Here is a 22,562-nt window from a genome sequence, read left to right on the forward strand (position 1 = left end):
TCCCATCCTTCCTAATTACTTGCAACTAGTTCTTCTCCATCATCTAAACGAACCGAAACAAGTTTAGATACCCCTGACTCTTGCATTGTTACACCGTACAATACGTCAGACTCTTCCATTGTACCTTTTCTATGTGTAATGACAATAAACTGTGTCTCATCACTAAATCTCTTTAAATACTGCGCAAAACGGGCAACATTCGCCTCATCAAGAGCCGCCTCTACCTCATCTAGTACACAGAATGGGACTGGGCGCACTTTTAAAATACCGAATAACAGCGCAATTGCTGTTAAAGCACGCTCCCCACCAGAAAGTAAACCTAAGTTTTGCAGTTTCTTCCCTGGCGGTTGCGCTACAATATCAATACCAGTATTTAATAAGTCCTCTGGATTCGTCATGACTAAATCCGCTCTACCGCCTCCAAATAATTCAGAGAATACCGATTGAAACTCCATTCGAATTCCTTCAAACGTAGTAGAAAAACGTTTTTTCATTTCTTCATCCATCTCAGTAATAAGTTGGTGCAATGTCGCTTTCGCTTCTTCTAGGTCATCTTTTTGCTCTAGTAAGAATGTATGACGCTCTGCTACACGCTCATACTCTTCAATTGCACCTAAGTTCACTGTGCCTAGCTCTTCGATGGATAATTTAATTAGTTTCACCTTTTTACGTGCATCCTCTGCAGGCATCATCATTGTATACTTCAGTTTTGCTGCTTCAAATGAAATCGTATATGTTTCACGTAAATGTTGTAATCTATTTTCTAACTCTACATCAAGTCGGTTTATTTTTACTTCTTGATTTTTCAGCATCTCAAGAATGTACTTATGTTTACCTGTTGTTTCTTTCAGATTACGCTCTAAATGTTCTACTCTCTCTTGTAACGATACGCGTTGTTCACGACGAGAGCGAATTAACTCTGAAGTTTGATTACGATCATATGCTTTCTTCTCAATCATATTCGTAATTTGCTCTTCACCACTTGAATTCGATGTCATTTCTTGTTTTAAGAATGCTAAATCCTCTTTCGTTTTGACAAGCGTTGCATCCGTTTCTTCTTTTTCCTTCGTCAATCGTTCAACTTTTTCTTTTTGATTAGATAAGCGTTGTTGCTTTTCAGCCGCCAACACTTTTAACTCAGTCATTTCTTTTTGCACTTTTTCTTTCGAAGAATGCTGCTCACTTTTTTGTTTTGTTAAAGCGACAATTTTGCTATCTAATCCCGTAATCTCTGCTTGAAGAGTCGCTAAAATCTGTTCTAGCTCTTCTTTACGCCCTTGTATCTTCACTTGATCTTGTAAGAATCCTTCAATCTCTAAATCGTAAATAGATAAACGATCATTAATACGATGTTCTTCTAATTCTAAGCGATTAATTTCTTCTCTTAATTTCTGTTCATCTACACGCTCTGCTTCTACACTTTGCCTTAGTTCCCGTATTTGCACTTCTCTTTCTTGAATCTCTTGCTTTACTGCTTTAACAAAGTTTTCTAACTTCGTTGTTTTTTCTTCCATATCAGTTAACTTGCCCGTCCACTCTTCTAGTTCACGTTGACGTCCTAATAAAGAAGATTTCGCCTGTTTTACCGCTCCACCGGTCATAGAACCGCCAGGGTTCACTACGTCACCTTCGATTGTTACAATACGATAACGGTATTGCAGTTGTTTCGCTAACTCATTTGCCCCGCGTAAATCTTTCGCAACAATAACAGTACCTAATAAATTCGAAACTACATTTTCATACTTATTGTTATACTGCACAAGTTCTGCCGCCACACCTACAAACGATGGGTGTTGATTTACAATACGTAATTGTTCAAATGATAACGATCTACTTTTAATAACAGCTTGCGGTAAAAACGTTGCTCGTCCATGTTTATTTTGTTTTAAAAACGTAATTGCATTACGAGCATGTTCTTCTTTTTGTACAACAATATGCTGCATCGCTGCACCTAGAGCAATTTCCATGGCAATTTCATATTCTTTCGGTACCGTTAGCAATTCTGCAACAGCACCCTCGATACCTTGCAACCTATCTTCTCTAGCTTTTAATACTTCACGTACCCCTTGATAGAAACCAGAGTAATCCTCTTGCATCTCTTCTAGCATTTCTTTTCGAGAACGTGCCTGTTGTACAAATTGATACGCTTGATACAGTTTTGTTTCATTTTCACTATACTGCGTCTTGCATTTCCCAAGTGCCGCTTCTGTCTTTTGTATATTCGAAAGGATACCAGCTACTTTTTCTTTCACTTGTTCATAACTTTCCACAAGTTTCGTCTTTTTCGCTGTAATTTCCATGCGTATTTCTACATATTTCGCATTTTCTTCATCGAGGCGTTCATTTTTTGAGTTTTGTTGTTTAGATTGTTCTTCAATCATAGATAACTCATTACGATGACTAGCTTGTTGATTTAAAAGTTCAATATAGTCACCTTTTAAATTCTCAATTTGTTCCTCTAAATTGTCAGCAAAAGTTGCCAGCAGTAGCTCATTATCATGCAATTTTGTCTCCAACTCTTTTACTTGATTTACAAATTGCATCAACACTTCAGTACTGGATTCAATTTCACCATCATAACTTGTAGCTTTCTCTGTTAATTCAACAATTAACTGTTCGAGTTGTGCACAATGCGTCGTTGCATTTTGTTTTCTCTCTTTTAATAACTCACGCTGTCCGTCTAACTTTTCTAGCTCTTTACTAGAAAGAAGAAGTACTTCTTGTAAGGAATCTACAGACTCGTCTACTGCTTGTAATTGTCCTCGTAATTCCTCAAGCTCTTCTTCACCTTTTTGTAAATGCGTTGACATTTTAGCTTCTTCGTTTTTATTATGCCCAAACTGATTTCGAAGCGCTTCCCATTTCTCATGCAATTCTTCAATTTCATGTACAATAAGCGCCGCTTCTACTTTCTCTAATTCTTCTTTTTTCTCAAGATAATCTTTCGCAATAGAAGCTTGTCTTTCTAAAGGTTCTACTTGACTACTTAATTCGTGAATGATATCTTGTACACGATTTAAGTTTTCTTGTGTGTCTGCTAATTTTACTTCAGCTTTCTTTTTACGAAGTTTGTATTTCAGTACTCCCGCAGCTTCTTCAAATACACCACGACGTTCTTCTGATTTACTACTTAATATCTCTTCAACTTTCCCCTGGCTAATAATCGAAAAAGCTTCTCTTCCCATACCAGAGTCCATAAATAAATCGATAATATCTTTCAATCTACATGATTGTTTATTAATATAAAAATCACTATCACCAGAACGAGATACACGACGCGTTACACACACCTCATTATATTCAATCGGTAAACGTTGATCTTCATTATTTAAAGTTATTGTTACTTCAGCAACATTAACTGCTCTTCTCGTATCACTGCCTGCAAAAATAATATCCTCCATCTTTGCACCACGTAATGATTTTGCAGATTGTTCACCAAGTACCCAGCGAATCGCATCAGTAATATTACTTTTCCCACTTCCATTAGGTCCTACTACAGAAGTTACACCTGGGACAAAATCAACAGATACACGCTCAGCAAAAGACTTAAACCCTGCTATTTCTAATCTTTTTAAAAACACGAAAGGCCTTCCTCCTATTCTCCGTTGTTATAACTGTTGTCTATACAAAAACAAGCTATTATACGGATTTCCCTTCCCTTTATTCACAAACAAAAAGAAAGTTTCATTCTATGCATAAGGAATCCCCCTCATTCAAAGGGGGATTCCTTATAGTTGTTCTTTTAATTTTTTCAATGCCTCTGCAGCAGCTTGTTGCTCTGCTTCTTTTTTCGACTTGCCACTACCAAGACCTAAAGCCACGTTATTTAACGTAACACGTGACACAAATTCTCGATTGTGGGCCGGTCCTTTTTCCTGCAAAATTTGATACTCAATATTGCCACTACCATCACGCTGAATCAACTCTTGTAATTGACTCTTATAATCCATCACATGAGAAAAAGCACCTTCATTAATTTTAGGGTATACAATTTCTTTTAAGAATCCCCATACTGTTTCTAACCCTTGATCAAGATAAAGGGCACCAATAAACGCTTCAAAGACATCCGCTAATAAAGCTGGTCGTTCACGTCCACCTGTCATTTCTTCACCTTTTCCTAATAAAACAAGGCTACCAAATGACAACTCGTTTGCAAAACGAACAAGAGATGGTTCACATACAATAGCTGCACGTAGTTTTGTTAACTCTCCTTCGCTCATTGTCGGATATTTTTGAAACAGATACTGCGACACAGTAAGTTCCAATACTGCATCTCCAAGGAATTCGAGACGCTCATTGTCTTCATGCGGTTTTTTTCGATGCTCATTCACATACGATGAATGCGTAAATGCTTGAATCAATAATTTTTCATCTGAAAACGTAATACCTATCTCTTCTTGAAATACTTTAAACGCTTCACGATATTTTGTTTCGTATTTTTTTTCTCTATGTTTTCGGTACGGCATAAGTCCCTCCAGATATAAGCCGAGAAGCCCCGCTAAAAAACGGGACTTCACTTAAGCATTATAGATGACTCTCTATGTAAGTCACAGCATCGCCAACAGTAGCAATCTTTTCAGCATCTTCATCAGAAATTTCCATTTCGAATTCATCTTCCAATTGCATTACAAGTTCTACTACATCTAGGGAGTCTGCGCCTAAATCTTCTTTAAAGCTCGCAGCTGGTACTACTTCAGTTTCTTCTACACCTAAACGATCAACGATGATTTTTGTTACACGCTCTAAAACATCTGCCATTCCATTCACCTCCCCTCAAATATTATATTAAATATTGGACAAAAAAACTAGTTGAAATCGATTCTTTTATTACATTACCATTCCGCCATCAACATTTAACGTTTGCCCTGTAATATATTTGCTTTGATCAGAAGCAAAAAACGTTACAGTATTTGCGATATCTTCCGCTTCACCAAACTGAGCTGCAGGAATTAACTTTAACATTTCGGCTTTTATATTTTCATCTAATACATCCGTCATATCAGTCGCAATAAACCCAGGAGCAATTGCATTTACAGTAATATTACGGCTCGCTAACTCTTTTGCTGATGTTTTTGTTAATCCAATTACACCCGCTTTAGCAGCAACATAGTTTGCTTGTCCTGGATTACCTGTCACTCCAACAACAGAAGCGATATTAATAATACGTCCATGACGCTGGCGCATCATGTATCGAGATACTGCCTTCGTACATAAGAATACACCTTTTAGGTTTGTATTAATAACTGTATCCCATTCTTCTTCTTTCATACGCATTAATAAATTATCTTTTGTTACACCTGCATTATTTACAAGAATATCAACTTGTCCAAATGTATCTACAGTTTGTTTCACCATATTTGTAACATCTTCAGCATTTGCAACATCTGCCCTTACTGCAATTGCATCCGAACCTAATTTCTTTATTTCATCAACTACTTCATTTGCCTTTTGCTCATTACCAGCATAATTTACTACAACATTTGCCCCTTGTTTCGCTAAATCAATCGCAATCGCACGACCAATTCCACGTGAAGCGCCAGTTACTAATGCCACTTTCCCTTTTAACATCAGTTTTCTCCTCTCAAATTTGAAATGGTATCTTTTAATGTCTCTTCATCATATATCGCATATGCTTTTACTGATGGATCAATTGACTTCATAAGTCCAGCAAGTACTTTCCCAGGTCCAATCTCAATAAATGTATCTACCCCTTGACTCACCATGTTTTCAATGGACGGGTACCATAAGACAGGCGAATAGAGCTGTTCAATTAGCTTTTCTTGAATATGTGCACCACTTGTAATAACGTCTGCTGTTACATTTGCGATAACAGGAATATTCGTATCTTGAATTGTAATTTCATTTAAGACACTTTGGAACTTCTCCGCTGCTGGCTTCATAAGCGAAGAGTGGAACGGTCCACTTACCTTAAGCGGAATTGCTCTCTTTGCACCATTTTCTTTCGCTCTTTGAGAAGCAATCTCGACTCCTTGCTTTGTTCCAGAAATCACAATTTGCTTCGTACTATTCATATTAGCGATTTGCACTGCATATCCTTCACTTGTTACTTCTTCTGTAACTCGTTTCAGCATATGTGGATCAGCACCTAAAATAGCCGCCATTGCACCTTCTCCGCCAGGAACAGCTTCTTCCATATATTCCCCACGTTTTCTTACAGCATATACAGCGTCTTCAAAAGTTATTGCACCCGCTGCTACAAGAGCGCTATATTCACCTAAACTATGTCCTGCAACAAAGTCTGGTGTAATATCATACTCTTTCAAAGCTGTCAAAATAGCAAAACTCGTTGTTAATAAGGCAGGCTGTGCATTTGTCGTTAACGTAAGCTTTTCTTGCGGCCCTTCAAAAATCACTTCTGAAAGTGAATCTTGCAACACCTCATCTGCTTTTGCAAACACATTTGCAACCTCTTTATTATTCTCCGCTAACTGTTTACCCATTCCAACTGCCTGTGAACCTTGGCCCGGAAAAAGAAATGCTAGTTTTCCCATTTCAAATCCTCCTCTTATTGGAGTGGCTCTTTCTCCATTACGCTTGAAATAGTAGGAATAACTTCTTTCGCTACCATTTCTCTCGTTTGACGAATCGCACTAAATATTGATTGGTCATTAGAAGAACCGTGAGCCTTAATGACAGGAGCTTTCAATCCAAATAACGCCGCTCCTCCATACTCCGAATAATCCATTTTATCTTTTAATACCATAAGTTTTGGCTTTAATACCGCTGCTGCTAATTTGCTCGTAAATGAACTCATTAACTGCTCTTTTAACATAGAAAATAACGCAAGTGCTGTTCCTTCTAATGATTTCAGCGCTACATTCCCTGTAAAACCATCACACACAACAACATCTGCTACACCTTGCAATAAATCTCTTGATTCAACGTTCCCAACGAAATGAATTGGGGCATCCTTAAGCATTGCAAAGACTTGTTTTGAAAGTTCGTTCCCTTTGCCATCCTCTGTTCCAACATTCAAAAGTCCAACGCGAGGATTTTTAATTCCTCTTACTTTCTCAGCGTATACAGATCCCATTACTGCATATTGATATAAATGAATTGGTTTTGCATCAACGTTCGCTCCAACATCTAACATAACAAAACCTTCTCCATCAACAGTTGGCATTGTAGGGGATAAAGCTGGTCGCTCAATTCCTTCCATACGACCTACAACAAACAATCCAGCCGCCATTAAAGCTCCTGTACTACCAGCTGATATACAAGCATCGGCTACGCCGTCTTTCACTTGCTGCGCTGCTAGTACCATTGAAGCTTGTTTTTTTCGACGAACCGCTCTTACTGGTTCATCTGTCGATTCGATTTTTTCATCTGTATGAAGTATAGTAATTCGCTCTTCACTCGTTAAGTATTGACGAATTTCCTCTTCTTTCCCTACTAACGTAATATGTAAATCAGAATATTCTTTAATAGCTTTCATTGCTCCTAATACGACAGCCTTTGGAGCATGATCGCCGCCCATTGCATCTATTGCGATTTTCATAAGTTGTTACCTTCCTCACTATAATTACTAGATCGATACATTTCAAAAGTGCCTGTAAAAACAAGTTCTTCTCCAACAAAGCTACGCACTTTGACAACGGTCCGTCCTTTATCATTCTCTACATCTTCAACGCGCACTTTTGCAACAACACGCTCTCCTAATTTTACAGGACGAATGTATCGAATGGTAGACTTTGCAGTTAAAGCTAATTCTTCATCAATAACTGCAACAGCTAGTGAGTTTGCTTGTGCAAACAAATGATGCCCACGGGCAATCTGATTTCTTTTAAATACGTGTTCTACCTTCACTTCAAAGATAGAAATCGCATGTCTATCTAATTCTATATCGATAATTTCTCCGACAACCTCTTCTAACGGTAAAGATTTTACATCTTCTTCATGTTGCTTTGTAGCTACATGTTTAATTCTTTCTCTTAATTCAGGAATAGATAATTCCATACGGTCAAGACGTACGGTTTGTATACTCACTTGAAATTTTTCTGCTAAATCTTCATCCGTAATAAAAGGATTCGTTTCTATTGTGTGTTGTAATAATTCTTGTCTTTCTTTTTTACTTCTTCTTTTTTTCATACCGCACCATCCATTTTTATGACTAGGTACTAACAGTAGTATATAATCATTAAAAGTAGAATGCAACAAAAACTTTCGTTGCCTCCCTTTAATCGAGCTTCTCTCCTTGGAACACACCTGTCCCGTCAAGATAAGTACGCAGCGAAGCATACTGATCATTATGCCAAAACGCTTCTGACTCTACTAGTAACGCCGCATCTTGTCTAGCTGTTTCTAACGCTCGATAATCATGTACCATATCAGCAACCTTGAATTCTGGTAAACCACTTTGCTTACTTCCAAAGAAATCTCCAGGACCTCTTAACTCTAAATCTTTTTCTGACAATACAAATCCATCATTCGTTTCGGTCATAATACGCATTCGCTCTTTTCCCGTTTCCGATTTTGGATCCGCGATTAATAAACAATATGATTGTTCACTACCACGCCCAACACGTCCCCTGAGCTGATGGAGCTGCGATAAACCGAAACGCTCTGCATCATAAATAACCATTACAGTCGCATTCGGTACGTTCACACCTACTTCAACAACTGTTGTCGACACAAGAATTTGCACTTTATTTTCACTAAATCGTCCCATTATCTCTTCTTTTTCTTGAGATGAGAGTCTGCCATGCATTAATCCGACTTGACATTTCCCATGATAATGATGAGTCAGCATACTATGTAAGTCAATCGCATTTTGCACATCAAGTTTCTCAGATTCTTCAATAAGGGGACAAATAACATATGCTTGTCTTCCTTTTTTTATCTCCTTCTCCACAAAACCAAGAACTCGATCTAACATATCATGTTTTGCCCAGTATGTTTCAATTACCTTTCTACCAGCTGGCATCTCATCGATTATAGAAACATCCATCTCTCCAAATGCAGTAATTGCTAACGTACGCGGAATTGGCGTCGCCGTCATAAATAAAACATCCGGACTTTCACCTTTCTCCCTTAAAACTCGTCGCTGCGCTACACCAAATCGATGTTGTTCATCAGTAATAACAAGACCTAACCTATGAAAGATAACTTCATCTTGAATTAAAGCATGTGTTCCAACAAGGATATCTATTTCTCCTTGTTCTAATTTTGCCAAAATCTCTCGACGCCTTACACCTTTAACAGAACTGGTTAACAATTCAACATTCATACCAAAGTGCGAGAACGTCTCTGCGAGCGATTGATAATGTTGCTCTGCTAAAATTTCTGTAGGAACCATTAAAGCACCTTGATAATGTGCTAACTTCGCTGCATAAAGGCCAATTGCTGCAACGACTGTTTTCCCAGAACCTACATCACCTTGCAACAGACGATTCATCCGATAAGGAGATGTCATATCTTTCATAATTTCATCTACTACCCGACGCTGTGCACCAGTTAATGGAAACGGAAGTGCATCGATAAACTCTTGCAATTCTGCTGAAGGAATTTCTTTTTTCGTCCCTTTCGAATTTTCCCTCTCCATTTTCCGTAATGTTTGCATTTTCAGCTGAAATAAGAAAAACTCCTCATATACAAAACGGCGACGTGCTTGTTTTAAATCTTCCTGTCCTGCTGGAAAATGCAACGCCCGAATCGCTTCATAACGCGGCAATAATTTATATCGACTTAGCAATCCATCAGGTAACACTTCAACTATAGATTCTCCATACTCCTTGAACGCTTGGGCGATAAAACGGCGCATCTGTTTTACTGTAAGTTTCCCTTTCACTGAGTATACAGGCTCTACTTCTTGTTGACGTACAACTGGTCCAAAATGAAGCTCTGATACCGCAATCGTTTGACGGTGCTGATCCCATTTACCAGTAATCGTTACTGTTTCATTTAAATTTAACTTCTGCTTATAGTACGGCCTATTAAAGCATACAGCTGTAATTAAATAACGACCGACGAGGACACGAACCGTAAGACGCGACTTCTTCTTCCCATAATATTGCAGTAAAGGAGCACTATGAACCTTTCCCTCAACTGTTACACGTTCATCATGCTTTACTTCAGCAAGATCTTTCATCGCATAATCTTCATAACGGTACGGAAAATGTTCTAATAGATGAGAAACTGTATAAATTCCCATCTCGTGTAGTAATTCAGATGTTTCTCCTCCGATTCCCTTTACATCCGTAACAGGAACTTGTACAACTTCATTCAAGATTCTCACGCTCCGTCACATTATTTTCTTTGATTCATTCATACTATTGACATCTGTAATCGCTCTCTTTCACCCTATATATTCTATCATAGGCATTCTTAGAGAAACTACTCAAATCCCTCATAAGCAATACGAAAGAAAAGAGCCTCACTATTAGCAGCAAGGCTCTTTTTTATCTTCAATATGCTAGCCTTTTGAATAAGAACTAGTAATGAACTTCATATTACTACTTCTTATCCATTAGCAAGTAAGTAATCCATTTATTTTCAAAACGAATTTTTTCTTATTCTACAGAGAAGATAAACGAATACACCGGTTGGTTTCCAGCATGTACTTCTACTTCTGCATCTTCAAAATTCTCTTCTACAAATGCAACTAACTCAGCTACTTCTTCGTCAGTTGCATCTTCACCTTGTAGAATCGTTACAATTTCAGAATCTTCATCAATAAGTGCTTCTAGTAATTGCTTTGCAGCTCCTACTTTTGCAGCATTTGTTGATACGATTTTCCCATCTGCAATACACATGAAATCATCTTTTTGAATTGCTACACCATCAATTTCCGTATCACGTACAGCATACGTAATTTGACCGGTTTTCACATGAGATAAAGCTTCTTTCATGTTTTCTTCGTTCTCTTCTAACGTTCCAACTGGATTAAATGCTAACATTGCAGCCATACCTTGAGGAACTGTTTTTGAACGAATTACAATCACTTCTTGATCCACAACTGACGCTGCTTGTTCTGCTGCCATCACGATATTTCCGTTGTTCGGTAAAATAATGATTTTTTCAGCATTCGCTTCTTCAATCGCCTTCACAATATCCTCCGTACTTGGATTCATCGTTTGGCCACCTTCGATAACTTTCGTCGCGCCAATGCTCTCAAATAAAGTTTTGATACCAGATCCCATAGCAACAGTTACGATACCGTACTGTTGTTTCTCTTTAGACTGGCTAGTTGGCTCAGGCATCATAGTAGGCTCATCTAATAAAGCCGTATGCTGTTCACGCATATTTTCTACTTTAATCTTAATTAAACTACCATAGCGTTGTCCATAATTCATAGGATCTCCAGGATGTTCCGCATGAATATGAACCTTAACAACCTCATCATCTGATACAACAAGTAGTGAATCTCCGTACACACTAATATCTTCACGGAACTTTTGTTCAGAGAAATTATGTTCTTTCATTTTTTCAGGCTCTAATTTCACCATGAATTCCGTACAATATCCATACTTAATATCTTCTGTACTCAATTGGCTTTGTACACTACGGTGATGTTCTGCGCGTACCATGTCATTCATAGATGGTTGGGCAGACACATTAGAAGAAATCGTTTCTCCTTTTAAGTCAGCTAAAAATCCTTCGTATACAACAACAAGACCTTTACCACCGCTATCTACAACGCCAACTTGTTTTAATACAGGTAATAAATCTGGCGTACGATTTAACGATGCATTCGCTTCTTTCACAACGTCTTCCATAAACAAAACAAAGTCGCGCTGTTTTTTCGCAACTGTCACTGCATATTTACCCGTTTCTCTTGCAACCGTTAAAATCGTTCCTTCAATCGGTTTCATAACCGCTTTGTAAGCCGCTTCTACCCCAGCATCTAAAGCTGCAGCAAAATCAACTGTTGTTAATTCTTCTTTTTGTTCAATGGATTTAGAGAAACCACGGAATAACTGAGATAAAATAACTCCAGAGTTACCACGAGCTCCCATTAATAATCCTTTGGCTAAACTTACGCCGACTTTACCAGCATGCTGTGAAGGATTTGCTTTCACTTCACGTGCGCCTGAAGTCATTGATAAGTTCATGTTTGTACCGGTATCGCCATCTGGAACTGGAAATACGTTTAATGCATCAACAAGCTGAACATTATTTGTTAAATTATTCGCTCCTTGCATGATCATTTGTGATAAACGTTTCCCATCAATTTTTTGAATTGACACAGATTTTCCTCCTTAATGCACATTACAAGTTTATTACTTTAACTCCTTGTACGTAGATGTTTACAGAATCTACTGCTAGTCCTACAGTTTGATCTAATGTATATTTCACTTTCGTCTGCACGTTATGTGCTACTTCTGAAATTTTCGTACCATAGCTCACAATAATATACATATCAATATGTACTTCATCTTCATCTTTACGAACAATAACACCTCTAGTGAAGTTTTCTTTTCGTAAAATGTCTGTTAAACCATCTTTTAACTGATTTTTTGATGCCATACCTACGATACCGTAGCAATCTACTGCGGCACCTCCAGCAATTGTTGCAATTACATCTGTACTAATATCAATTTGACCATACTTCGTTTTAATTTCAATTGACATCTCGTTTCCCCCTTCATAAATGGTGAAAGTGAGCTAGACTACTTTAGTTACTATCATATAATCTTTTTAAAGAAAATTCCATCGTTCTTTCTTTTCACTCTCATATTTTATGTTTTAAATCACATTTTTTATGATGAGCAAAATAGTCCATTGTTATTATACAACATGTACCACTATAATATGTCAAGCAATTTTTCTTGATTTCAACTTTTCATCATCGACATATGGTGTCAAGTAATTTTTCTTGATTTCTTTTTTCTACGGTGTTGCATTCTCTTTTTAGTTGTGTTAAATTATAGTAGTGTTTTTAGCATCGCAAAAAAGACTAACATTGAAAAATTACGTATGGTAAGGTATCAAGGGAGGGAAATATAAATGGCTCGTGTTTGTGCTATCACTGGAAGAAAAGCTCGTTCTGGTAACTCTCGTTCTCACGCAATGAACGCTACAAAACGTAAATGGGGCGCTAACCTTCAAAAAGTTCGCGTACGCATCGACGGAAAAGTTCAACGTGTTTACGTTTCTGCTAGAGCATTAAAATCTGGCAAAATCGAACGTGTTTAATAATAAAAAAAAGAGCCGCTAGGCTCTTTTTTTACTATGACAATGGAAAAAGCACCGGTAATAGGTGCTTTTTTTAATCTTTTTTGAAGGTATTTAGCATGGCACGAACAATTCCACCAAGAAATTTAGGTAACTTAATTGTATAAAATCTCATGGTTTCCCTCCTAATCCCCATTACTCCACTTGTTCACTATATGATGTAAGGAGCAAAATTGTTTCTTTAATCAGTGCTTCTTATCACCATTAATATGCCAGAAGTAAATGAAAAAGTACCTTTTTCCTCAACGAGTTCATTACTAATACAAAGTGTTGATCCCCATTCTATTGTTTTATTAGTTAGAGGATACTTAAAACCAAGTAATGTAATCCCTTCTACTATTTCAGTAACCGGTACAAAAGATACATAAGGGAAATTTTTATTGTCTTCAATTATATGTGTACCCACTTTTTTCACGCTTATTTCATTTTTATTATCTACAATACACATTTCTACCCCTACTTCTAACCCTCTTAAAAGCATCTGTATATTTGCTAAACCGTGATCCAGTCTTCCACCAGTGGCACCAAAAATACGAATCAATGTGGGATTTTGTTCTAACGCCCAGTTAATCGCAATTTCTAAATCTGTTTGATCTTTTTCACGAGGAACAATATGTAAGTCATTTGTTTGCTGGCCCATCCATACTAATTCCTCTTCAGTAACTGAATCGTAATCTCCAAACGCAACAGTTGGAGTAATTCCTCCCTTTAATAGACGATATACTCCTCTATCAACTGCTGCCCATACTACTTTCTCATTTTCATATCGAGAAAAATCTGCACAATATTCCGCAGGTCCACCCGCTAAAATATGAATAATCATGTTTCCTTCCCCTTCTATTGTAAAAAGGCAATCTGCCATTCGGTAGATTGCCTTTTTACATGTTTTTTCTCTATCCTTTATAAATAGTGAACACTTACTACACTAGAAGTTTCACTGGGATAAAGACTCGTTCATTCATTATCCACGAATGACACGAATTGCTTCACCGCGGTCTTTTTGATTGTATACTGCTGATCCAGCTACAAGTACATTTGCTCCTGCTTCAACACAAAGTCGTGCTGTTTCAGCGTTTACACCACCATCAACTTCAATTTCTACTTCTAGATTGCGCTCTTTAACCATTTCTGCCACTTGTTTAATTTTCGGTAATACAGAATGGATAAATTTCTGTCCACCAAATCCAGGGTTTACTGTCATAAGTAATACCATATCGATATCTTCTAATACATGCTCAATCGTCGAAACTGGCGTATGCGGATTTAATACAACTCCCGCTTTAATGCCATGAGATTTAATTAGCTGAATTGTACGATGCAAATGAGGGCACGCCTCTACATGAACAGTAATAATATCCGCTCCCGCTTTTGCGAAAGTCGGGATATAGTTATCAGGATTTTCAATCATTAAATGTACATCTAATGGTAAAGATGTAATTGGGCGGATAGCTTCTACAATTAATGGTCCAATCGTAATATTTGGTACGAAATGTCCATCCATTACATCGACGTGAATGTAATCCGCTCCGCCTTTTTCTACATCTTTAATCTCTTCCCCTAATTTTGAAAAATCTGCTGATAAGATCGATGGTGCAATTTTAATCATAACTAATACCTCGGCTTTCTCTCTCTAATTTCTTCTACGAATTGTTTGTAATTTTTATAACGATATTCTGTAATCTTCCCTTCTTCAACCGCTGTCTTCACAGCACATTTCGGTTCAGCAAGATGTGTACACCCTCTAAATTTACAGTATTGGCTCGCTTCTTTCAACTCTGGAAAACAATATGTAAGATCTTCTACCTCTATATCTATGAAATCAAGTGAACTAAAACCAGGTGTATCTGCAACTAGTCCGCTTCCAACCGCAATTAATTCTACGTGTCTTGTCGTATGTTTCCCGCGTCCTAAATGCGAGGAAATATCATTCGTTTTCAGTTCTAACTCTGGACGTAAAACGTTAAGCATAGAAGATTTTCCAACACCAGATTGCCCTGCAACAACAGAAATGCAACCTTCTAAGAATGGTTTTAAAATATCAATACTTTCCGATGTGTTTATAGAAGTAAATAACACATCATATCCCATCTCACGATAGTCATTTGCATAAGATTCAACAGTCTCTCTCATTTTTTCATCCACTAAATCCATCTTACTAATGCAAATAATCGGCTTAATGTTATGATATTCAATCAGCACTAAAAATCGATCTAATAGTCCCGGGTTAAAATCTGGTTCTACTGCAGAGAAAACGAGAATTGCTTGATCAACATTAGCAATAGGAGGCCTAACAAGTTCATTTTTTCGATCAAATACTTCAAGTACATATCCTTCAGTTGGATTATCTGCTTGAAAAACAACTTGGTCTCCTACCAGTGGTGTAATTTTATTTTTTCTGAACACACCACGCCCGCGACATTGTGTAATCCCTTCTTCATGCTGCACATAATAAAATCCACTTAGAGCTTTTACAATTTTTCCTTCTGGCATATAATTCTCCTTTATTTTGTATAAAGTGAAGCTGTCATTAATATTGAATGGTTTAAAATTCTTTAAATACTTATTTCAAAACCCGTCATATATACAAGTTAATATATTTAATCTACCATCAAATTTAAAATATTATTTATAACAGTATCACTTTTATAGCTTTTTGAATCATATATTTTTGCCTGTTATACAGTCCACTATATGTAGACAGCATAACAGGCAAGAGTAATACATTCCATCCCCTCTAGAAAGAAAATGGAAGTCATTATTATTGAGTTGGGTATGGTACTTCTTTGTCGATAATCGTTACACCATCTCGTACAATTTTATAGTGTCCTTTTGTACCTTCTTGAATTACAAATTCTAAAGAAATAGTTGCCGACTCTGAAATTGTTCTAGTTTCAATTGGTCTATCCATTTTTTGTTGCATATCTTCTTTATAAATTTCTATTGTTTGCGGTTTTTTCTCACCAATTATAGAAGACTCATACGGAATAGAAATATTATCCACTTTCACTGTTTTCGTTACTTTCGGCTTAGGCCCCTCTGAAATGATAATCGTCACTTTATCTCCTTCTTTTAACGGCGTTCCTGGTTTTGGAGATTGCGAAATTACAAGTCCTTTATCAACAGTATCGGAATACTCTCGTTTTATATCTGGAGTTAGTTTTCTCTCATTCAAATAACCATTTACGCTATTTTCAGTCCATCCTGAAAAATCACCTGGTCTAATTTGATAAGGACCTTTACTTACCCAAATTTTTAGTTCTTGTTCCGCCTCTACTACCATTTGATCAGGCGTCGGAATTTGCTCTACGATTTCACCTTTTGGCCTATCATTTTCAATAAAATTTATTGTAACTTGCTTATATTTTTCTTCTAATTCATTCCTTATACTCTCAAAATCTTTTCCTGTGAGATCACTCATCTTACTTTTCTTTTTTCCACCTGATTGATAGATAGTAATTTTAGAGTTTTCTTTCACGACTCTTCCTGCTACGGGGTCTGTTTTTATCACATCACCGGTTTCAACATCATCTGTATATACAATATTAGGTTCCGTAATCTCAAAACCCTTTTCAACTAATGTATTTACTGCTGTCGTATATTTCATACCAGCCACATCAGGGACTTTTACATCTTTTGGAATAAAGAATCCTGGAACAACAGTAAGCGCTAACGTTATTCCAATCGCTAAAAGTAAAAATGTTGTAATTAAAATTTTGAGCCATTTATTACTTCGTTTTTTCTTCTTATTTAAATCCGTTTCTTCTTTTCTTGTCTGCTCATCCACTTTACTTCCTTTTAAAACAATTGTTTCATCAGTTACATTTTGGAATAATTGTTCTTGTTGAATAATTGGAATCGCTTTTGTCGCTTCCATATCTTCCGGTATGTAAAATGGCTGCTCATTTATCCTCTCTGGATATAACGCAGTTTCAATATCTCGTTTCATCGCATTGGCAGATTGATATCGGTGAAACGGATCTTTCGCAGTTGCCTTTAATATAATATTTTCGACACTTTGCGGAATATTTTCATTCCATCTTTTTGGAGACGGAATTTCACTTTGTAAATGTTTTAAAGCTATAGCAACAGCAGATTCGCCAGAAAACGGTTGTCTTCCTGTTAACAACTCAAACATAACGATTCCTAGGGAATAAATATCTGATTGTTTATTTGCTATCCCGCCGCGTGCTTGTTCTGGTGATAAGTAATGCACCGAACCGAGTACCGAATTTGTATGTGTAATTGTTGTTGCACTTGTAGCTGTCGCAATTCCAAAATCTGTTACTTTTATTACTCCATCAGCTCGAATTAAAATATTGTGCGGTTTAATATCACGGTGCACAATTTCAAAATGATGGGCGTGTGCCATGGCGGATGTTAACTGCTCCATAATATCAAGAGCTTCTCCTATAGGTAACATCCCTCGCTCAATTATGTATTGCTTCAATGTTTGTCCTGGTACATACTCCATTACAAGATAATATATACCATCTTCTTCTCCGACATCATACATATTCACAATATTTGGATGCGACAACGTTGTAACAGACTGCGCTTCTCGATGGAAACGTTTAATAAACTCTTCGTTATTTGAATAGTCGAGTCTTAATATTTTTACCGCTACATCTCGGCCAAGTATATCATCATGAGCTAAATACACATTGGCCATTCCACCACCACCAATCATTTTCAGCAGCTTATAACGGTCATTTAAGCGTTTTCCAATCAGCACGTTGCACTTCACCTACTTTCGTTTGTCGAACCCGCATAATCAATAAGAACAAGGGTGATATTATCTTCCCCGCCACGATCATTCGCCAATTGAATGAGACGTTGTCCCTTAGTTTCAAGCTGTTCATTTAACTGTAAAATTTGTTGCATATCAGCAATAGAAACTTTGTTAGATAACCCATCAGAGCAAAGAAGTAACTGATCATCTTCCTCAAGCACCAATGTTTTAACATCTAATCCGACTTTTTCTTCTGTTCCTAATGCCCTTAACAAAACATTCTTTTTCGGGTGATATTCTGCGTCTTCTTTTGAAATTTCACCATGTCTCACAAGTTCATTTACAAGTGAGTGATCTTCCGTTACAAGCGAGATTTCTCCCTCTGATACCATATAACAACGACTATCTCCTATATGACCTATTGTCACAAAGTTTGGCGTACAAATCGCTATTATAAGTGTTGTTCCCATACCATTACATTCTACATGTTGCTTAGAGTACTCATATATACGCTCATTAATAATCCCAACACTCGTATGTAACCACTCTTCTACTTTTTTTGGTTCATTCATATTATGCGTTTGCTTCCAATAATCATGGAATAATTGAATGGTCATCGAGCTAGCTACATCACCAGCTCGATGACCTCCCATTCCATCTGCTACTACCGCTAAAATATTTCCATCTAAATTGTGAAAAACTCCTGCACTATCTTCATTATGTTGACGAACTTTTCCTTTATCTGATAGAAACACGGCTTTCATCTCGTCACCTCGTCTCTTCTTTACGCTCCTTCGCACGTAACTGACCGCAGGCTGCATCAATATCATGACCTTGTTCACGGCGAATTGTTACATTCACTCCACGATCTTTTAACGTTTTTTCAAATAAGAAAATTTGTTCACGTGGCGTACGTACATAATCACGTTCAGGTACGTAGTTTACCGGAATTAAGTTTACATGACATTTTACACCTTTTAAAAGCGCAGCAAGTTCTTCAGCTTGCTCAACTTGGTCATTTTCTCCTCCAAATAAGCCATATTCAAACGTAATACGACGCCCTGTTCTATTTACATAGTATTTAACAGCTTCCATTAAGTCTGGTAGCTTATAAGCACGGTTAATCGGCATTAATTTTGAACGTAACTCTGTATTTGCAGAATGCAATGAAATCGCAAAATTAATTTGCATATCTTCTTCAGCGAACTTATAAATTTTTGGAACAATTCCACTTGTTGAAACTGTCATATGTCTTGCACCAATATGAATTCCTTTTTCATGGTTTACAATGCGTAAGAATGACATTAAGTTGTCGTAATTATCAAACGGCTCTCCAATTCCCATAACAACAAGCGAACTTACACGTTCTTCTGTTTCATCAAGTGCACGTTGCACTTCTACTACTTGCGCTACAATCTCTCCAGCCTCTAAGTTTCGTTTTAACCCACCAAGTGTAGATGCACAGAACGTACAACCGATACGGCATCCAACCTGTGTTGTTACACAAATAGAATTTCCATATTCGTGTCGCATTAACACTGTTTCAATAGAATAACCATCATATAATTGGAATAAGAATTTAATTGTTCCATCAGAAGATGTTTGTTTTACCAATGTATTTAAAGTAGTAATATCAAAGGAATTCGACAATTTATCGCGTAATCCTTTAGAAAGATTCGACATGTCGTCATAATTTTTTACACGTTTTTTATATAGCCAATCAAAGATTTGTCCTGCACGGAATTTAGGTTCTCCTTGTTCCTTTAACCAATCTTGCATTTCATGAAGTTGTAAAGAATAAATTGATGGTTTCTTCGTTTCTAGATTTTTCTTTTGTTTTCTCACAGTCGTTTCCACGATGCTACACCTTCTTCCTTAAACAAGCAATATAAAAGCCATCTGTTGCAAAATAATGCGGTAAAATTCGCACTTGACCTTCATCAATATGCGGATTTAACTTTTCTGGCATGCGATCTTTTATCGTAGTATCCCATTCAAATTCAGGATGCTCTTGTAAAAATTGCTTTATTACTTGTTCATTTTCTATTTTTTCTATTGTGCACGTACTATAAACAAGGCGACCACCTTGTTTTAATAACGGTGCTATTTTTTCTAGTATTGCAAGTTGAATCGTCGATAATCTTTCACTATCGCCTTTATTTTTACCTAACTTAATATCAGGTTTACGTCTAATCACACCAAATCCAGAACATGGTGCATCTACTAATATTTTATCAAATGTTTCATTCGCAAAGTGTTCTTGCACTTTTCTAGCATCTAGTGCTTTTGTTTCGACATTTTCTAGACCAAGTCTCTCTGCTTGTTGTTTAATTAAACGTACTTTGTGTGCATGTAAATCAAGAGACATAACTTGACCTGTTCCTTTTAATCGCTCTGCAATGTGCGTTGTCTTTCCGCCCGGAGCAGCACAACTATCAAGAACTACATCTCCCTCATTCGGTTCTAAAGCGCGTGCTACAAGCATAGAACTTTCATCTTGAATAGAAAGAAAACCTTTTTTGAACGCATCTGTATGCGCTACATTCCCTCTTTCAATTTGAATTGCATCCTCTGATAAATCGCCGCGCTTCGCTTCTATACCTTCACCAGCCAACAACTCAATTGCTTCTTCTACTGTTATTTTATCAACATTTACACGCGCTGTTGGTACCGGAGGTAACATGTTCACTTCACACATTTTCTCTGCTGTCTCTAAACCATATTCAGAAGCCCAGTCTTGCACAAGCCACATTGGATGACTTGTTGCAATTGCCAAACGTTCTATTGGATCCTTGATTTCATCTACAGAAGGTACCCCTTCTCTCTGAATCGAACGTAATACCCCGTTTACCATACCAGCAATCCCTTTATGCCCGCGACGCTTTGCAATTTCAACTGCTTCATGAATAGCCGCTCTTTCTGGCACTCGGTCTAAATAAATCATTTGATATAAAGATAAGCGAAGTAATACTCTTACCCACGCCTCAACCTTCTTTTTTAAAAAAGGCTGTAAATAATAATCTAATGTGTCACGACGTTGAATCGTTCCATATACAATTTCAGTTAACAAACCAATATCTTTTCTATCAATTGCATTTTTTTCAATTAGATTATTTAAAAGTAAGTTACTGTATGCACCACTTTTTTCTACTTGAATTAAGCCATCAAGAGCTAACTCACGAACATTTTGTCTCATGCATTTTCTCCTAACTTCGTTCCAATTTCAGGTTTTGTGCCACGTAAAAATTGCGAACAACTCATACGTTTTTTACCAGAAGGTTGCAATTCAGTGATTTTAACACCTGTCTCATTCCCTGTTGCAACAACAAATCCATCTTCTTCAAGAGCTACTATTGTACCTGGTTCAGCTTTCTCTGTAATAGAGACCTTTTCTCCCCACCATACTTTAATAACTTGTCCTGCCAAAGTCGTATAAGCGACTGGCCATGGATTCAATCCGCGAATGTGATTGTATACTTCTTCACCTGTTTTTGTCCAATCAATTTTCTCTTGCTCACGTTTTATATTATATGCAAACGTTACTTCTTCTTCGTTTTGTTTAATTGGTTCTAACTTACCTTGAATTAATAAAGGTACTGTTTTAGATAGAAGGTGTGCCCCTGCTTCACTTAACTTATCGAATAAAGAGCCTGTCGTTTCACGCTCTTCAATCTCGACTTCTACTTGCGTTAAGATATCACCAGCATCCAATTTCTCTACCATATACATAATTGTAATACCCGTTTTTTCTTTACCTTCCATAATTGCATAATGGATTGGTGCACCACCACGAAGTTCAGGTAGTAAAGACGCATGGACGTTAATACATCCATACTTCGGTGCTTCTAAAATTTCATTTGGTACAATCTGACCGAAAGCAGCTGTTACAATTAAATCTGGCTCTAATGCCAAGACTTGTTCATATTCGTCTTTTTCACGAATTCTTAACGGTTGTAACACCGGAATACCATGTTTTTCTGCTTCAACTTTAACAGGTGTAGGTGTTAATACTTTTTTTCTACCTACCGGACGATCGGGCTGCGTCACAACACCTATTACATCATAGCCATCTTCGATAAGACGACGAAGCACCGGCACTGAAAAGTCCGGTGTTCCCATAAATACTACTTTTATCATTTAAAAACCGCTCCTTTTAATACCTATTCTAATTCGTTTTCCTCATAATATCTTGTCACTTTTGATGTAAATAACACACCGTGTAAATGATCGATTTCATGTTGAATTGCACGTGCTAAAAATCCTTCTGCTTCTAGTAAAAATACTTTACCTCGGCGATTTTGCGCACGTACTTTAATATAATCCGCACGTTCCACTTCACCATAAAGTCCCGGGAAGCTTAGACAGCCTTCGGGACCTACTTGTTCACCACGTTTTTCTAGTATCGATGGATTGATTAACTCGATTTTCCCCGTATCATCACCGATATCAACTACCGCAACTTGCAAGCTTACACCTACTTGAGGCGCAGCTAAACCGACCCCGTCCGCAATTAACATTGTTTCATGCATATCTTTCAACAATTTCACTAACTTTTTATCAAAGTTAATTACTCTTTCGCATGGTGTTTCTAACACTTCATTTGGATGCTTTACTATTTCTAAAACTGCCATATTTCCCT

21 protein-coding genes are annotated in these 22,562 nt (G+C 37.2%); 1 reads left to right on the top strand and 20 read right to left on the bottom strand.

Features of this window, described 5'->3' with window-relative positions; genetic code table 11:
• Window positions 1–11 precede the first annotated feature (11 nt).
• The 10 genes from smc to MKX31_RS17210 form a co-directional block, all read right to left on the bottom strand.
• Window positions 12–3,581, bottom strand: coding sequence for a chromosome segregation protein SMC (gene smc / locus MKX31_RS17165; protein ID WP_064475004.1), 3,570 nt, complete (start codon window positions 3,579–3,581; stop codon window positions 12–14).
• Window positions 3,582–3,728: 147 nt separating this feature from the next.
• Window positions 3,729–4,466 carry a ribonuclease III gene (rncS, locus tag MKX31_RS17170; protein WP_001146867.1) on the bottom strand — a complete coding sequence of 246 codons (738 nt, stop codon included), beginning with the start codon at window positions 4,464–4,466 and terminating at the stop codon, window positions 3,729–3,731.
• A 58-nt stretch (window positions 4,467–4,524) separates the two neighbouring features.
• A complete protein-coding gene (gene acpP, locus MKX31_RS17175) occupies window positions 4,525–4,758 on the bottom strand; it encodes an acyl carrier protein (RefSeq protein ID WP_000786062.1) in 234 nt (77 codons plus the stop codon).
• Between the two features lie 69 nt (window positions 4,759–4,827).
• Window positions 4,828–5,568 (bottom strand): 3-oxoacyl-[acyl-carrier-protein] reductase, encoded by a 741-nt coding sequence (gene fabG, locus MKX31_RS17180; RefSeq protein ID WP_064475003.1) that lies wholly within the window; start codon window positions 5,566–5,568, stop codon window positions 4,828–4,830.
• The gene (gene fabD, locus MKX31_RS17185) at window positions 5,568–6,512 is read right to left on the bottom strand and encodes an ACP S-malonyltransferase (protein ID WP_340981361.1); all 945 of its coding nucleotides are present in this window, start codon (window positions 6,510–6,512) and stop codon (window positions 5,568–5,570) included. Before fabD ends, fabG begins: the two co-directional genes overlap by 1 nt.
• 14 nt (window positions 6,513–6,526) lie before the next feature.
• Window positions 6,527–7,519, bottom strand: a complete 993-nt coding sequence (gene plsX, locus MKX31_RS17190) for a phosphate acyltransferase PlsX (protein ID WP_046956482.1) — start codon at window positions 7,517–7,519, stop codon at window positions 6,527–6,529.
• Window positions 7,516–8,109, bottom strand: a complete 594-nt coding sequence (gene fapR / locus MKX31_RS17195) for a transcription factor FapR (protein WP_340981362.1) — start codon at window positions 8,107–8,109, stop codon at window positions 7,516–7,518. Before fapR ends, plsX begins: the two co-directional genes overlap by 4 nt.
• An 88-nt stretch (window positions 8,110–8,197) precedes the next feature.
• On the bottom strand, window positions 8,198–10,246 hold the full coding sequence (recG, locus tag MKX31_RS17200) for an ATP-dependent DNA helicase RecG (protein WP_064475000.1): 2,049 nt from the start codon (window positions 10,244–10,246) through the stop codon (window positions 8,198–8,200).
• A gap of 283 nt (window positions 10,247–10,529) precedes the next feature.
• Window positions 10,530–12,206: a DAK2 domain-containing protein gene (locus MKX31_RS17205; protein WP_088047265.1), complete on the bottom strand. Its 1,677-nt coding sequence runs from the start codon at window positions 12,204–12,206 to the stop codon at window positions 10,530–10,532.
• A 22-nt stretch (window positions 12,207–12,228) separates the two neighbouring features.
• Window positions 12,229–12,591 (bottom strand): Asp23/Gls24 family envelope stress response protein, encoded by a 363-nt coding sequence (locus MKX31_RS17210; protein ID WP_000021109.1) that lies wholly within the window; start codon window positions 12,589–12,591, stop codon window positions 12,229–12,231.
• 375 nt (window positions 12,592–12,966) lie between these two features.
• Between MKX31_RS17210 and rpmB the strand changes: the two genes are divergently transcribed.
• On the top strand, window positions 12,967–13,155 hold the full coding sequence (gene rpmB, locus MKX31_RS17215) for a 50S ribosomal protein L28 (protein WP_000124776.1): 189 nt from the start codon (window positions 12,967–12,969) through the stop codon (window positions 13,153–13,155).
• A gap of 73 nt (window positions 13,156–13,228) precedes the next feature.
• On the opposite strand, the gene spoVM is transcribed toward rpmB, so the two are convergent.
• The 10 genes from spoVM to def all read right to left on the bottom strand — a co-directional run bounded on the left by spoVM (window position 13,229) and on the right by def (window position 22,554).
• A complete protein-coding gene (spoVM, locus tag MKX31_RS17220) occupies window positions 13,229–13,309 on the bottom strand; it encodes a stage V sporulation protein SpoVM (protein WP_001213599.1) in 81 nt (26 codons plus the stop codon).
• 66 nt (window positions 13,310–13,375) lie between these two features.
• A complete protein-coding gene (locus MKX31_RS17225) occupies window positions 13,376–14,056 on the bottom strand; it encodes a thiamine diphosphokinase (RefSeq protein ID WP_064474998.1) in 681 nt (226 codons plus the stop codon).
• A gap of 99 nt (window positions 14,057–14,155) precedes the next feature.
• A complete protein-coding gene (gene rpe, locus MKX31_RS17230) occupies window positions 14,156–14,800 on the bottom strand; it encodes a ribulose-phosphate 3-epimerase (RefSeq protein ID WP_061678216.1) in 645 nt (214 codons plus the stop codon).
• A 2-nt stretch (window positions 14,801–14,802) separates the two neighbouring features.
• Complete coding sequence (rsgA, locus tag MKX31_RS17235) at window positions 14,803–15,684, bottom strand: ribosome small subunit-dependent GTPase A (RefSeq protein WP_064474997.1); 882 nt, start codon at window positions 15,682–15,684, stop codon at window positions 14,803–14,805.
• 268 nt (window positions 15,685–15,952) lie between these two features.
• On the bottom strand, window positions 15,953–17,926 hold the full coding sequence (prkC, locus tag MKX31_RS17240; protein ID WP_088047264.1) for a serine/threonine protein kinase PrkC: 1,974 nt from the start codon (window positions 17,924–17,926) through the stop codon (window positions 15,953–15,955).
• A gap of 8 nt (window positions 17,927–17,934) precedes the next feature.
• Entirely contained in the window at window positions 17,935–18,687 is a 753-nt protein-coding gene (locus tag MKX31_RS17245; RefSeq protein WP_000648694.1) for a Stp1/IreP family PP2C-type Ser/Thr phosphatase, read from the bottom strand.
• A 4-nt stretch (window positions 18,688–18,691) separates the two neighbouring features.
• A complete protein-coding gene (rlmN, locus tag MKX31_RS17250) occupies window positions 18,692–19,780 on the bottom strand; it encodes a 23S rRNA (adenine(2503)-C(2))-methyltransferase RlmN (RefSeq protein WP_000450539.1) in 1,089 nt (362 codons plus the stop codon).
• 4 nt (window positions 19,781–19,784) lie between these two features.
• The gene (gene rsmB / locus MKX31_RS17255) at window positions 19,785–21,119 is read right to left on the bottom strand and encodes a 16S rRNA (cytosine(967)-C(5))-methyltransferase RsmB (RefSeq protein ID WP_064474995.1); all 1,335 of its coding nucleotides are present in this window, start codon (window positions 21,117–21,119) and stop codon (window positions 19,785–19,787) included.
• Window positions 21,116–22,060, bottom strand: a complete 945-nt coding sequence (fmt, locus tag MKX31_RS17260; protein ID WP_000598793.1) for a methionyl-tRNA formyltransferase — start codon at window positions 22,058–22,060, stop codon at window positions 21,116–21,118. Before fmt ends, rsmB begins: the two co-directional genes overlap by 4 nt.
• Before the next feature lie 23 nt (window positions 22,061–22,083).
• The gene (gene def / locus MKX31_RS17265; RefSeq protein ID WP_000279468.1) at window positions 22,084–22,554 is read right to left on the bottom strand and encodes a peptide deformylase; all 471 of its coding nucleotides are present in this window, start codon (window positions 22,552–22,554) and stop codon (window positions 22,084–22,086) included.
• Window positions 22,555–22,562: the final 8 nt, after the last annotated feature.

Source organism: Bacillus sp. FSL M8-0063 (genome assembly GCF_038005545.1).
In the GTDB taxonomy this organism is placed as follows: Bacteria; Bacillota; Bacilli; order Bacillales; family Bacillaceae_G; genus Bacillus_A; species Bacillus_A wiedmannii.